The sequence below is a fragment of the Maribacter stanieri genome (assembly GCF_900112245.1).
Taxonomy (GTDB): Bacteria; Bacteroidota; Bacteroidia; order Flavobacteriales; family Flavobacteriaceae; genus Maribacter; species Maribacter stanieri.
Map to the genome: position 1 here is coordinate 2,120,248 of NZ_FOYX01000001.1, position 14,291 is coordinate 2,134,538.

The 14,291-nt window shown below is 33.2% G+C and carries 15 protein-coding genes; 10 read left to right on the top strand and 5 right to left on the bottom strand.

The features are described from left to right. Window positions 1–129: 129 nt before the first annotated feature. The 6 genes from BM296_RS09130 to pyrF all read left to right on the top strand — a co-directional run bounded on the left by BM296_RS09130 (window position 130) and on the right by pyrF (window position 7,171). Window positions 130–2,316, top strand: a complete 2,187-nt coding sequence (locus BM296_RS09130) for a glutamine synthetase III family protein (protein ID WP_027064310.1) — start codon at window positions 130–132, stop codon at window positions 2,314–2,316. Window positions 2,317–2,410: 94 nt separating this feature from the next. Further along, on the top strand, window positions 2,411–3,589 hold the full coding sequence (locus BM296_RS09135) for an AIR synthase related protein (RefSeq protein WP_091902747.1): 1,179 nt from the start codon (window positions 2,411–2,413) through the stop codon (window positions 3,587–3,589). Window positions 3,590–3,641: 52 nt separating this feature from the next. After that, on the top strand, window positions 3,642–4,085 hold the full coding sequence (locus BM296_RS09140) for a QcrA and Rieske domain-containing protein (protein ID WP_027064312.1): 444 nt from the start codon (window positions 3,642–3,644) through the stop codon (window positions 4,083–4,085). A 115-nt stretch (window positions 4,086–4,200) separates the two neighbouring features. Beyond that, the gene (locus BM296_RS09145; protein WP_091902748.1) at window positions 4,201–5,157 is read left to right on the top strand and encodes an FAD:protein FMN transferase; all 957 of its coding nucleotides are present in this window, start codon (window positions 4,201–4,203) and stop codon (window positions 5,155–5,157) included. A gap of 112 nt (window positions 5,158–5,269) precedes the next feature. After that, complete coding sequence (gene prfA / locus BM296_RS09150) at window positions 5,270–6,346, top strand: peptide chain release factor 1 (RefSeq protein ID WP_091902749.1); 1,077 nt, start codon at window positions 5,270–5,272, stop codon at window positions 6,344–6,346. A 3-nt stretch (window positions 6,347–6,349) separates the two neighbouring features. Then, window positions 6,350–7,171 (top strand): orotidine-5'-phosphate decarboxylase, encoded by an 822-nt coding sequence (pyrF, locus tag BM296_RS09155; RefSeq protein WP_027064315.1) that lies wholly within the window; start codon window positions 6,350–6,352, stop codon window positions 7,169–7,171. On the opposite strand, the gene BM296_RS09160 is transcribed toward pyrF, so the two are convergent. Then, window positions 7,163–7,357, bottom strand: coding sequence for a hypothetical protein (locus BM296_RS09160; protein ID WP_231500491.1), 195 nt, complete (start codon window positions 7,355–7,357; stop codon window positions 7,163–7,165). The genes pyrF and BM296_RS09160 overlap by 9 nt on opposite strands. 223 nt (window positions 7,358–7,580) lie before the next feature. On the opposite strand from BM296_RS09160, the gene BM296_RS09165 reads away from it, so the two are divergent. Then, a complete protein-coding gene (locus BM296_RS09165; protein WP_027064317.1) occupies window positions 7,581–8,363 on the top strand; it encodes an alpha/beta fold hydrolase in 783 nt (260 codons plus the stop codon). Between the two features lie 210 nt (window positions 8,364–8,573). Here BM296_RS09165 and BM296_RS09170 read toward each other — a convergent pair whose 3' ends face one another. From BM296_RS09170 to BM296_RS09180, 3 genes are all read right to left on the bottom strand, one after another. Then, window positions 8,574–9,290, bottom strand: coding sequence for a DUF4197 domain-containing protein (locus BM296_RS09170; protein WP_091902750.1), 717 nt, complete (start codon window positions 9,288–9,290; stop codon window positions 8,574–8,576). 31 nt (window positions 9,291–9,321) lie between these two features. Further along, complete coding sequence (gene purU / locus BM296_RS09175) at window positions 9,322–10,173, bottom strand: formyltetrahydrofolate deformylase (protein ID WP_091902751.1); 852 nt, start codon at window positions 10,171–10,173, stop codon at window positions 9,322–9,324. An 85-nt stretch (window positions 10,174–10,258) separates the two neighbouring features. Further along, entirely contained in the window at window positions 10,259–10,648 is a 390-nt protein-coding gene (locus BM296_RS09180) for a hypothetical protein (protein WP_027064320.1), read from the bottom strand. Window positions 10,649–10,766: 118 nt separating this feature from the next. On the opposite strand from BM296_RS09180, the gene BM296_RS09185 reads away from it, so the two are divergent. Then, window positions 10,767–11,216: an Lrp/AsnC family transcriptional regulator gene (locus tag BM296_RS09185; RefSeq protein ID WP_027064321.1), complete on the top strand. Its 450-nt coding sequence runs from the start codon at window positions 10,767–10,769 to the stop codon at window positions 11,214–11,216. A gap of 131 nt (window positions 11,217–11,347) precedes the next feature. Next, window positions 11,348–12,760: an alpha/beta hydrolase family protein gene (locus BM296_RS09190; protein WP_091902752.1), complete on the top strand. Its 1,413-nt coding sequence runs from the start codon at window positions 11,348–11,350 to the stop codon at window positions 12,758–12,760. Here the strand turns inward: BM296_RS09190 and BM296_RS09195 are convergent. Beyond that, window positions 12,747–13,490 carry a DJ-1/PfpI family protein gene (locus tag BM296_RS09195; RefSeq protein WP_091902753.1) on the bottom strand — a complete coding sequence of 248 codons (744 nt, stop codon included), beginning with the start codon at window positions 13,488–13,490 and terminating at the stop codon, window positions 12,747–12,749. The genes BM296_RS09190 and BM296_RS09195 overlap by 14 nt on opposite strands. 88 nt (window positions 13,491–13,578) lie before the next feature. Here BM296_RS09195 and BM296_RS09200 point away from each other — a divergent pair, with 88 nt between their 5' ends. Next, window positions 13,579–14,223 (top strand): DUF1684 domain-containing protein, encoded by a 645-nt coding sequence (locus BM296_RS09200; RefSeq protein WP_091902754.1) that lies wholly within the window; start codon window positions 13,579–13,581, stop codon window positions 14,221–14,223. The last annotated feature ends 68 nt before the right edge of the window (window positions 14,224–14,291 follow it).

The window sequence follows — 14,291 nt, forward strand, 5'->3', positions numbered from 1 at the left end:
ACGAATTTTTGAGGGGGTTAATCTTTAAAAATTAAATTTTTTGTTATCTACCCCTATTTTTTATTGGGTATTTTATCATATTTCTATTTATAGAACGTAATTTTGTCAAATTAACAATGTATTTATATTATGATGTCATCAAGATTTGCTGCAATTGCCGAAAGTCAGAAGAGAGCCAGTATCGCCATAGAAGAAAAAGGTAGGCGGTCTGAGTTGTTCGGTATCAATGTGTTTAATGAAAGTAAGATGTTGCAATATCTTACTAAAGATGCATTGGAAAGTTTGAAAGGTGCAATGGTTTCGGGTTCTAAAATTGACAGGAAAATTGCTGATCAAGTAGCTGAGGCTATTAAAGGTTGGGCCATTACTATGGGTGCTACACATTACACACATTGGTTTCAGCCATTAACAGGTGCTACGGCAGAAAAACACGATGCCTTTTTTGATCTATTACCTGATGGTAGGGCTTTAGAGAAGTTTGGTGGCGGACAATTAGTTCAGCAAGAACCAGACGCTTCTAGTTTTCCAAGTGGTGGTATCAGAAACACCTTTGAAGCAAGAGGTTATACCGCATGGGATCCTTCTTCACCGGCATTTATATATGGTACTACCTTATGCATACCTACTATTTTTGTTTCCTATACGGGAGAGGCTTTAGATAATAAGGCTCCGTTATTAAGGGCCTTAAGTGCTGTTGATGATGCAGCTACCGCTGTTGCAAAGTATTTTGATAAAACCGTATCCAAGGTCAATGCAACTTTAGGATGGGAGCAAGAATATTTTTTGATAGATAAGGCTCTTGCACATTCTAGACCAGATATTATGATGACTGGGCGTACCTTAGTTGGTGAGACACCTGCAAAAGGACAACAGTTAGATGATCATTATTTTGGAGTAATTCCGAGTCGCGTTCTTAGTTTTATGAGCGATTTGGAAAAGGAGTGTACCAAGTTGGGAATTCCTGTTAAAACCAGACATAATGAGGTTGCTCCTAATCAATTTGAGCTTGCACCGGTTTTTGAGGAAGCAAACTTAGCAATAGACCATAACCTACTTTTAATGGATGTGATGGATAAAATTGCTGACAAACATCATTTTAAGGTTTTGTTTCATGAAAAACCATTTGCAGGTATAAATGGTTCTGGTAAACATAACAACTGGTCATTGGCAACGGATACGGGTGTTAATCTTCTTAGTCCTGGTTCTACGCCAATGAAGAATTTACAATTTCTAACCTTTTTTATAAACACAATTAAAGCTGTTGATACTTATGAGGAGCTATTACGTTCTTCAATTGCATCGGCAGGTAACGATTATCGTTTAGGGGCAAATGAAGCTCCGCCAGCAATATTTTCAATATTCGTAGGTACACAATTAAGTAATGTTTTAGATGAATTGGAGGGTGTTTCAAAAGGAAAATTATCTCCAGAGGAAAAAACGGAATTGAAATTAAATGTGGTTGGTAAGATTCCAGAAATTTTAATGGATAACACCGATCGTAATAGAACATCACCTTTTGCATTTACCGGAAATAAATTTGAAATGCGCGGCGTTGGGGCAAAAACAAATTGTGCCAAGCCAATGACCATTTTAAATACTATAGTTGCCAAGCAATTACGAGATTTTAAAAAGGAGGTAGATTTATTGGTCGATAAGAAAAGCTTGAAAAAGGATGAAGCTGTTTTTAATGTACTTCGTGAATATATAAAAACATCTAAACGTATTCGATTTGATGGTGATGGGTATAGTGCAGAATGGGAAAATGAAGCTAAAAGAAGAAAACTTAGCAATAACCGCAATACCCCAGAAGCTCTTGAAGTATTGACATCAAAAAATAGTATTGAACTTTTTGAGTCAATGAACGTAATGAGCAAGATTGAGGTAAGCGCTCGCCAAGAAGTAGATTTAGAGAATTATATATTACGTGTACAAATTGAGGGTAGGGTGTATAATGAATTGGTATATGGGTATATAATGCCTTCAGCATTAGAATATCAGAATATGTTGATCAAGAACGTATCTGGACTAAAGGAAATTTACGGAGCTGCCCATAAGAAATTTTCAGAAGGTCAATTGACCATGATCGAGGAAATTGCAGAGCACATAGTAGGTATCAAAAAAATGGTGGATGCTATGGCAGATGCACGTAAAAAAGCAAATGCGTTAAAAGATACTAAGAAGAAGGCCGAAGCTTACTGCTATAATGTAAAGCCATATTTTTCTGATATTAGATTGCATAGCGATAAGTTAGAAAAGCTCATGGACAACAATCTATGGCCGTTAACAAAATATCGAGAATTGCTATTTATTGAGTAAGTTTTAATAAGTAATTGAAAAAATGAGGGAATATTAAGCTGTTCTAAGGTTACAGTTTTAATGATTCCCTTATTTTTGCCACAAATTTTTAATTATGTCCACATCAAGCAGTGAAAGATATCAGCAACGCGGAGTGTCTGCCTCAAAGGAAGATGTACACAATGCTATAAAGAATATTGATAAAGGTCTTTTTCCAAAGGCATTTTGTAAAATAGTTCCTGATTATTTGACGGGAGATGAAGAGTATTGCTTGGTAATGCATGCAGATGGAGCTGGAACCAAATCTTCTTTGGCATACATGTATTGGAAAGAAACCGGAGATATATCTGTTTGGAAAGGTATTGCTCAAGATGCTTTGATCATGAATATAGATGATTTAATCTGTGTTGGGGCTACTGATAATATTATGCTTTCTTCTACCATAGGTAGGAATAAGAATAAAATTCCGGGTGAAGTTCTTTCGGCAATAATTAATGGTACAGAAGAACTGATTAACGATTTAGGTGAGTTTGGTATTACTATACACTCAACGGGTGGTGAAACTGCAGATGTTGGAGATTTAGTAAGAACTATAATTGTAGATTCTACTGTTACGGCTCGTTTAAAAAGGAGTGATGTTATTGACAATGCCAATATAAAAGCTGGTGATGTAATTGTTGGTTTAGAGTCTTTTGGTCAAGCTAACTATGAAAAGGAATATAATGGTGGTATGGGAAGTAACGGACTTACTTCTGCTAGACATGATGTGTTTTCGAATTATTTAGCTGAAAAATTTCCTGAAAGTTTTGATGCAGAAGTGCCTCAAGATTTAGTGTATTCTGGTAATGTGAAATTAACCGATAAGGTTGAAAATTCGCCAATCGATGCAGGTAAATTGGTGCTTTCACCAACAAGAACATATGCACCAATCGTTAAAAAAATACTTTCAAAATATAGCTCAAACGAAATTCACGGAATGATACACTGTAGTGGAGGGGCGCAAACTAAAATTCTTCATTTTATTGATGAATTACATGTAGTTAAAGATAATTTATTTAATGTGCCGCCATTGTTTAAACTCATTCAAGAACAGTCTGGTACAGATTGGAAGGAGATGTATAAGGTGTTTAATTGTGGTCATAGATTAGAATTTTATCTACCTGAGGAAATAGCAAACGACATTATTGAAATTTCTAAAAGTTTTGGTGTAAATGCTCAAATTATAGGCAGGGTAGAGGCATCAGATTCAAAAAAACTAACAATTTCAAGTAAGTATGGAACCTTTGTATATTAAGATATACGATTAGAGTAAATAAATCGTTCTTTTTGTATAAACCTATCTTGCTATGGAAAGAAAAGAATTTTTACGAACGTTGGGTGCAGGTGCTGCCTTTGCAATTACTTTTCCTTGTTTAGGAAGCTGTTCAAAAGATAGTACTGTTGAAGGTGATATTGTTACGCCGCCAACAGATGTAGATTTTACTATCGATTTAGAGTCTGCGGAAGCTGCAAAACTTGCTAACAATGGCGGATTCATTCTTAAAAATCTCGTAGTTGTCGTTAAGAATTTAGAGGGCGAGTTTGTTGCTGCAACCCAAATTTGTAGTCACGAACAATACGATCAGGTTAGATTTATTAATCAAGATGGAGGCTTTTTCTATTGTGATGTTCATGGTTCAAAATTTTCACAGACCGGTACTCCTTTAAATGAAATCCCTAACAGCACTTCAAAAGCATTAAAAATATATAATACAGCATTAGAAGGGTCTATATTAAGGGTCTACGAGTAGCTATTGTATTTTAATTAAATCAAATCACCACCAACCTAACTTATTATTCTTTATGTCAATGTCTATCTTTAATTAGAGAAAGTAAGTGAGAAAAATTTGTGCCTTAATCTTCTGTATGTTGACCTGCTATATGTATGGTCAAGATGAGAAGTACGTGACTGTAAAAAAATCCTACGAAGTAATGGGTGGCGATTTTGATATCACTGTAATTTCTGAAGATGAAGAGTTAGGGTTTATTTATATACAAGAAGCTCTAGCAGAGGTTCAGAGAATTGAGAAATTAATATCATCTTGGGATGAAAATTCTGAAACTAGTTTAATTAATAGAAATGCAGGAATTAAACCTGTACCCGTAAGTTGGGAGCTATTTAAATTAATTGAACGTTCTATTCAAATATCAGAAATAACAAATGGTGCTTTTGATATCACTTTTACCGCGCTTAATGATATCTGGAAATTAGACGGTTCTATGGAGGCTATGCCTGCAAAAAACGATGTTGAGGTTCATAAGTCTAAGATAGGATACAAAAACATTATACTAAATAGTAAAGATCAAACTGTTTATCTAAGCAAAAAAGGTATGCGTATTTCTTTTGGAGGAATAGGTAAAGGTTTTGCAGCCGATAAGGCAAAAGCTTTGTTGGTTTCTAATGAAGTAAAAGCAGGGATTATTAATATAGATGGCGACATCACTACTTGGGGTACAAAAGTTACGGGAGATAAGTGGTTAATTGGTGTAGTTAATCCTGATTTAAAAGGAGGTATATCTTCTTGGATACCCATTTTAGAATCTTCGGTGGCCACAACAGGTGGCGATGGTAATTTTATTATTTCAGAGAATAAAAAATACACCCATATTTTAAATCCTAAAACAGGCTACCCGGCAACGGGAATTAATAGTGTGTCCGTTTTTGCCAAAAGTGCAGAATTATCGGATGCTTTGGCAACCGCTATTTTTGTAATGGGGTTGGATCACGGTTTGGCGCTAATTAATCAACTTGGAGATACTGAGGTGATTATTGTTGATAGCACTAATAAAATGTATAAAAGTAATGGAGTCTTGCTTAAATAGATTCAAAATTTCAGGTTTTACCTCTCAAATATAATTTTAATTCTTACCCTAATAATCGCTTTAGTGTGTCTGTAAATTTATTGTAAATTTGCCATACAAGTGAAGTAAGCATATGATAGACAAGTTAAACATCGTAAAACAACGTTTTGATGAGGTTTCAGACCTTATTATTCAACCGGATATTATTACCGATCAGGAAAGATATGTGAAACTCACAAAAGAGTATAAGGATCTTAAGGATTTAATGGAAAAACGAGAGGAATACCTTGAGTTGACCAATAATATCGCGGAGGCTGAAGAAATTATTGCTGATGGTAGTGATGCAGAAATGCTAGAGATGGCAAAAATGCAAATGGAGGAAGCTAAAGGTTCGATTCCAAAACTTGAAGAGGATATAAAGCTCATGTTAATTCCTAAAGATCCGGAAGATGCAAAAGATGTAGTTGTTGAGATAAGAGCAGGAACTGGTGGAGATGAAGCTAGTATTTTTGCTGGTGATCTTTTTAGAATGTATACCAAATACTGTGAGTCTAGAGGATGGAAAACTAATGTAATTGACCTTAGTGAAGGTACTAATGGTGGTTATAAAGAAATTCAGTTCGAAGTGACGGGTACAGATGTATACGGTACTTTAAAATTTGAAGCAGGCGTTCACCGTGTGCAACGTGTGCCACAAACAGAAACTCAGGGTAGAGTGCATACCAGTGCGGCTACTGTTATGGTTTTGCCTGAGGCAGAAGATTTTGACGTTCAAATAGACCCTAAAGATGTACGTATAGATTTTTTCTGTTCTTCTGGTCCTGGTGGTCAGTCGGTGAATACAACGTATTCGGCTGTGCGTTTAACGCATATCCCTACCGGATTGGTAGCGCAATGTCAAGATCAAAAATCTCAGCATAAAAATAAAGACAAGGCATTTAGAGTATTGCGTTCCAGATTATATGATATGGAATTGGCAAAGAAACAAGAAGAAGATGCTGCTAAGAGAAATTCACAAGTAAGTAGTGGTGACCGTTCTGCGAAAATTAGAACTTATAATTACCCACAAGGTAGGGTTACGGATCACCGTGTTGGTTTAACTTTATATGATTTATCTAATATTATTGATGGTGATATTCAGAGAATTATAGATGAATTAAGTTTTGTAGAAAATACAGAGAAATTGAGGGAAGCCTCAGAGATTTTTTAGCATATGACTACCCAAGAGTTAGTTGCCCAAATTCATAAAAAACAGTCCTTTTTATGTATTGGTTTGGATACCGATTTAGAGAAGATTCCTGCATTTTTGTTGGAAGAGGAAGATCCAATTTTTGCATTTAACAAAGCTATTATTGATGCAACGCATGATTTGTGCGTTTCCTATAAACCAAACATAGCTTTTTATGAAGCATATGGTGTGCAGGGTTGGTCAGCTTTGCGTAAAACGATTAAGTATTTAAATAAGGAATATCCTGAGATTTTTACGATTGCAGATGCTAAACGTGGAGATATAGGTAATACCTCTACAAGATATGCAAAGGCATTTTTTGAAGATTTAAATTTTGACTCCATAACAATTGCACCCTATATGGGTCGTGATTCTGTGGAGCCATTTTTACAATTTAAGGATAAACACACTATTTTGCTTGCCTTAACATCTAACCAAGGTGCATTTGATTTTCAAATAAAAAAAGTTGATGGAAATGAGCTTTATAAAGAAGTACTATCTGTATCTACTACTTATGAAGGGGCAGAGAATTTGATGTACGTGGTTGGTGCAACCAAGGCTGAATATCTTAAAGAAATTAGAGAAATTGTTCCTGAAAGCTTCTTGTTAGTTCCTGGTGTAGGTGCGCAAGGTGGAAGTTTAGAAGACGTTTGTAAGTATGGAATGACCAAAGGTGTTGGTCTACTTATAAATTCTTCACGTGGAATAATATATGCGTCAAATCAGGAGGATTTTGCAAGTGCCGCCAGAATCAATGCAAAAAAATTGCAAGTTTCAATGGAGAAAGAATTAGAAAGGTTAAACTAAACCTTCTAAAGTTCTTTTAATTTTCTGTGCTTTTTGTTCAAAGAAATCTCCAAATTGAGCATTGGATTGCATGCTTGAAGCTTTCTCTAAAAATGTTTGATATTGATATTCCAATAAGCTAATAATGTCTGTGTTAGCATCCATTGGTGTTACTGATCCTACTTTGCAATATTGTTTGTTCATCATTCTGATATTATGTTCTTACAAATATACGTTCAGATTTAAGTTTTGGATGTCGACATGTGGAGCCATACATCTAATTATTAGGTAATATGTCTTTTTTTTAACATTTATGTAGGTGATTATCTAAAAGACCGCTCTTTTTTGGTGAATTCCATTTATCGTAAAGGGTATATCAAAAAGAATTGATACATTGTAAATTAACTGAATTTTAAAAGAAGAATATAAATTGCTTCATTATATAACGTATCGTCATAAATCTTCTACTAAATGGGTGACATTTGTGCATGGCGCAGGTGGCAGCTCGTCAATTTGGTATAAGCAAATACGCGAGTTCAAAAAACATTTTAATGTATTGCTTTTAGATTTAAGGGGGCATGGTAATTCTAAACCTAGTCTAAAAAATGTTTTTGACGATAAATATACCTTTGATGTAATAACTAACGATATCGTTGAGGTAATTGATTTTGAGCACATCAAAAAATCTCACTTTGTAGGTATTTCATTAGGTACTATTCTTATTAGAAATTTAGCGGAGAATTATCCAGAAAGGGTAGAGAGTATGGTTATGGGAGGTGCAATTATGAAATTGAATCTGCGTTCTCAAATATTAATGAAGCTTGGTATTATATTTAAAACTGTTATTCCATATCTATGGTTATATAAGTTTTTTGCATTTATTATTATGCCAAATAAAAATCATAAAGAGTCTAGATTGCTTTTTGTTCGTGAAGCTAAAAAGTTATATCAAAAAGAATTTATTAGATGGTTTAAGCTTACTTCAGAGATAAATCCTTTGCTTCGTTTTTTTAGATCGGCAGATATAAAAATACCAACCTTATATATAATGGGTGAAGAAGATTATTTGTTTTTACCCAGTATTCGTAAAATTGTAAAATTTCATCAAAATTCAGAACTCTTGGTAGTTGAAGATTGTGGTCATGTAGTTAATGTGGAACAACCTAGGTATTTTAATGAAAAAGTAATTGATTATTTAGCACAACAGAATTGATGCTTAATAAAATTATATTCCTATAATTCAAGTTTCTGCTTGTATGTAGTTTCGTGTTAAAACAAAAAAAACCGATGCTCCCACCGGTTTTAACTAACTAACTAACTCAAAAAATAACTAACTCAAAAAATTGAAAATGAATGCTTTAATACTGTTCTGTTTAGTTTTTAACGCATAACTTTTTAAGATATTGTTGTTGTTTGTAAAAATCTACTTTTTATCTTGAAGTGCGAATACCTTTTTAAGGACATCTGTTGTTCTTGAAGATAATTTTGTTCTAATATCTTCCTCTTCTACAGCTATCATTTTATAGACACCAGACAAAGCTTCTTCAGTAACATAATCAGTTAAATCTGGATTAATATTATTGGTAAGTGGTATTGCGTTGTATTTAGTAATGATGGAACTCCAAATTTTATCAGCACCAACTTTTTTGAAAGAGTTGCTAATTACCGGATTAAATTTTGCGTATAATTCAGTATTGGTTTTTGTTTCTAAATACGTTGTAGCCGCATTATTACTTCCTAAAAGAATATCCTTGGCATCTGTAAAAGACATTTCTTTTACTGCATTAACAAAAATAGGTGTCGCCTCAGATACTGCATCTTCAGCTGCACGATTTAAAACTTTTAAGCCTTCATCTGCTAAATTACCCAATCCTATATCGCGTAATGTTTTGTCTACCTTCTGTAAATCTTCAGGTAATAAAATTTTCACTAAATCATTTTTATAAAAGCCGTCGGTTTGTGTTAATTTACTAACCTGCTTTTCAATACCTTGATCAAGAGCTTCTTTAAGTCCGTTTGCAATGGCTTCGTTACTTAAAACTGAATTTGTAGATCCAGGTAATTGATTTACTACTTGTTGTAATTCATTACATGAAATAGCTAAGAACATGCAAAGGGCTAAACTTATTTTTTTTATCATTATAATTTAATTTATAAGGGGTTTATTTATGTTACGAGAATATTACCGTTTTATTGTTGTAGACCATAGTTTTACGAGCAATATGAAGTTTTACACCTCTAGATAATACGATTTTCTCCAAATCTCTGCCCTTGGTAATAAAATCCTCAATAGAATGAGAATGTGTTACTGTGGTAACATCCTGCTCTATTATAGGACCTGCATCTAGCTCTTCGGTTACGTAATGACTTGTTGCTCCAATGATTTTTACACCTCTCTTAAATGCCGCGTGATAAGGTTTTGCGCCAGCAAATGCGGGTAAAAAAGAATGATGGATATTAATTATCTTATTTGGAAATTTATTGATTAGCGTTCCGCTAACAATTTGCATGTACCTTGCCAATACTATAAAGTCAACGTTGTATTTTTTAAGTAAAGTCAATTGTTCCTTTTCAGCTTCAGTTCTATTCTCTTTAGTGAAAGGAACGTGAAAAAATGGAATATTAAATTGATCAGCAATGTATTTTAAGTCATTGTGATTACTTAGAATAAAAGGTATTTCAACCGCTAACTCGCCAGAACGATATCTGCTGAGCAAGTCATAAAGACAATGATTGTATTTAGATACGAAAATTGCCATTTTTGGTAATTTATCATCAGTATGTAGGCTCCATTTCATGCTATAGGTAGTAGCTAGTTCTTCTTGAAATAAATGTTTAAAGTGATTTAAATCAGAAAAATCATCAGCAAATTCAACAACGGTTCGCATAAAAAAAACGTTTGCCGGTTTGTCTACGTGTTGATCTAGATAAACAATGTTACCTATATTTTTATGAATAAATCCGGTTACGGTGCTTATAATACCAGCTTGATCCGGACAGTGAATTAGAATAGTTGTTTTCAATTTTTTGGTATTTTGAATGCCAAAAATAGTTCTTAATTCTTAAAATGATAGTTATTCTATTTAATTAAGGAAGATAAAAGTGTAATTAAGAATGTTCAGATTTCCAGGCTTTATAAGATTTTCTAAAGCTTTTAATCTCTTTTCTAAGTAAATTAATATATTCAGTTTCTTTAACACCGTGTTTTTCTAATCCCATGCAATAAGAGTTGATGTTTCTTATAATAATATTAATATAAGAGATTGTTTCTAAGCGCTCATTATTACAATTCGAATATTCTACTTGCGCAATTTTTTGAGGTATTAAAATTGAATCTGTTAATATGGAATTCGCCATTATATCTCGAAGACTTTTTGACTCGCAAAGGCGCATTAAATCTTTATTAAATGAAACGTACGAAGCAATCTCTCTACTCATTGTACAGAGTTCCAATGCTTTTCTATAAATAGGCAAGTGTTTAAGACTTCGATATGCCATTGTGTGGGGTATTGTTAGTGTTATATAAAATTACGTTAGTTATTTGATAATTTTCTATTGAATACAAACGTTATTTGTATTTTTACCTTCGATAACAAATAATTAAACACAATAACTTTTGAATCCAAAGATAGACGAGCTTAATTGGAAAATACTAAAACAATTGCAAGATAATGCTAGGGAATCTTTTGCAAATATTGGGCGTACCGTTGGGCTAACGGCGCCAGCTGTAGCGGAGAGAGTAAAGAAAATGGAAGACCTTGGTATTATTCTTGGATATAAGGCTACAGTGTCTCATGCTTTAACCGGTCATCAGCTAAAAGCAATTATCACTTTAAGGGCTTTTATGGGTAAATTAAAACCATTTTTAGCGGTTGTGCCTTCGTTGCAAGAGGTAATAAATTGTTATCGAATTACTGGTAATGAGAATATAGTTATGGAGGTAGTTTTAAAAGATCAATTTCATTTAGAAAAATTTATAGACCAACTTATTCAATACGGTGAAACTAGAACGCATATTGTTCTTTCTCAGGTTATTTCTAATGCGCCAATGCATAAGATTAAATAGCACTATATTAAAATTCTTTTAATTAGCTTTATAATAGGATTTTTGATTTTCATCAATATCCTTTAATACTATTTTTTAAAACACTAATTCTGAAATGTAATTTTGGCTAGATTTTTGATGAAAAATACTTGATGAAAAAAATACTACTCTTTCTTTTTATTTTAATCTCGGCCAGTGCACTTTCGCAAGAACTTAGACTTTTAAGAGGTGCAATTACAGAGAATTTAATTGTTAATGATTCTGTAAGCGAGACTTATTCTCTTTATTTGCCCACTAATTTTAATGTTAATGAGACTTGGCCCGTAGTCTTTGTCATGGATTTAGATGGTAAGGGAAAAGCAGCTGTCTCTATGCTTATGAATGCTTCGGAGCAAGAAGGGTATGTATTGGCTAGTTCTAATAATATTAGTGATTCATTATCTATATCTAATAATGTTCTTGTAGCAAATAGAATGTTTAACGCTGTTTTTCAAATAATACCTACAGCTAAAAACCGAACATATACTGCCGGTTTTGGTAGTGGAGGAATGTTCGCTTCTATTTTGCCAACTTTTGTCAAGGAAATAAAAGGTGTTGTTTCAATAGGTGCATCTGTTGGAAACGTTGAAATTTTAAACGCTAAACAACCTTTTCAATTTATAGGTATTGTAAATAGAAACGATTTTAATTTTAGGTCTATGTACGTTAATAAACAAATCCTAAATAAATTGAAATTCCCTAATGAATTATTGGTTTATGATGATGAGCGTAATCTTCCTGAAAAAGATATTATATCAAGTGCTTTTAGAATACTCACATTAACTGGTATGGCAAAAGGTTATTTAAATCGTAATGATAGTTTGGTACGAGTTTCGTATAATGAGTTTTTGACAAAATCTAATTCCCTGATGTCCAATCAAAAACCATTATTGGCAGCCTACTTAATGACAGATATGGAAAAAGTATTTTATCCATTGATGAAATTAGATTCATTGAAAGAATCTCAAAAAATATTAAAACGTAGTCCTAGTTTTAGAAAAGCAAATAGAAGTCAGAACAGTTATTTTCTTAAGGAATCTTTTACCAAAGAAGATTATAGTTACTATTTAGAGGAAGATATTATTACATATAATTATGCGAATTTAGGCTGGTGGAACTTTCAGATGGAAGAGTTAAATAAGCTGGATAAAAGTGCTGTACTATTTGAGCGACAAATGTCAACAAGACTTAGGGGTTATATTAATGCATTGATTTCTGATAATATAGATTATATTTCTGCTGATGAGGAATTGGATTTGGAAGCTTTAAACTTATTGTATATGATAAAGACAATTACTTCGCCTGCGGAGTATGATGCTTATTTAAAAGTGATTTCTACTAGTTCTAAGATGGAAGATTACGGTACGGCCCTGTTTTATCTCGAAGAGCTTTTAAAGAATGGTTATACGAATACACAAGAGCTGTATTCATTAGAGCACACAGCACTATTTAGGATTATGCCAGAATTTAACGAAGTCGTTGAAAAGTATTTAAAAGGGGCCCGATACGATATTATTGAGCAGTAAGATGGGGTACTTTACTTAAATCCCAATCAATTACCAATCCTTTGGCAAGAGATTTAGCTATTTCTTTACCATATAAAACTTCGCATAAATATAATGCGGCTTCAAAGCTTTTAGCGCCACCGGCAGAGGTTATGTATTTACCGTCATGAACAAATAATATGTTATCCTTTATATTGAGATTTGGAAACATCTTTCTATAATTTTCGACGTCACTTGGAAAGGTGGTAGATGCTACTGAATCTAAAATTCCAGATTTCGCTAAGAGAAAAGCACCATCGCAATGACTGGTCATGTATAATGCGTTTTTATCTGTCTCTTTTATAAAGTTAAGCATTATTGAATCTTTTAAATCTTTATCCATAGAATGCTCTGCGCTTGGTACGACCAGAATATCTATTTGAGGTAAATCATCTTTAGTGTAGTCAAAATCTGGTAGTATACGAACTCCTTCAAAAGTAGTGATAGGCTCTAAAGTATTGGCAACGGTAAAAGTGTTCATTGTCTTTATACCTTCTCTAAATTTTGTATGCTGAAAAATGTCAAAAGGTGCAGTGAATTCTGTATTGAAAGTGCCATCCATAATTAGAAAAGCAACGTTGTAACTATCTGGGTTTAGCTCTGGCAATATTCTAACATTTTCCTTAGCTATTTCTGTTGCTGCAGTAGTTTTTTTCTGTTCGCAGTTTAGTAGAAAAAATGGTATAACAAGTAAAAGATTTCTAAAATTCATAGTAGCATGTATTTGACTCGAAAGTACGATTATAAGTAAATAAACTTACAATGAATAAATTGTATTTTTGAAGTGTAAACGAAGAGCAATGAGAGTATGTATTTTAATTATGGTTTTGAGTGTATTTGTTTCATGTGGACAAGAAAAGAAATATCATGATGCTAAACCCGATGTAAAATCAATAACCACATCAGATAAGTTAGCAGATATTTTACTGTTTCAACAAGAATTGAATGCTGAATTTAAAGACCCGGAAACCTCGCCATTGGCAGATCGATTCCGAATAAATTTTGAGACTTTAGATTTTTATGCACCAGATACGAGTTATGTAATAGAGGCAGAGTTTGTTAGAACTCCTGAAGCATTACCATTTTCAATGCCAACAACTACAGATAGAGAATCAACTGAAGTGCTTTATGGCATTGCAAAATTTACATTAAACGGAAAACAACATCAATTAGAAATATACCAAACACCTGAATTAATAACGCAAGAGAAGTATAAAGATTATCTTTTCTTGCCATTTACAGATGCAACAAATGGGGAGGAAACATATGGTGGTGGACGTTATTTAGATTTAAGAATACCTAAAGGGAACACTATTGTGCTTGATTTTAATAAAGCATATAATCCATATTGTGCTTATAATAAAAAGTTTAGTTGTCCATTAGTGCCTGCTGTAAATAATGTAGATGCTGAAATTAGGGTAGGGGTAAAAGCTTTTGAGCATTAGATAATGCGAATAAAAAAACTCGGCAGTAAATGCCGAGTTTTTTAAACTTAAACTATAAAATCAACAAT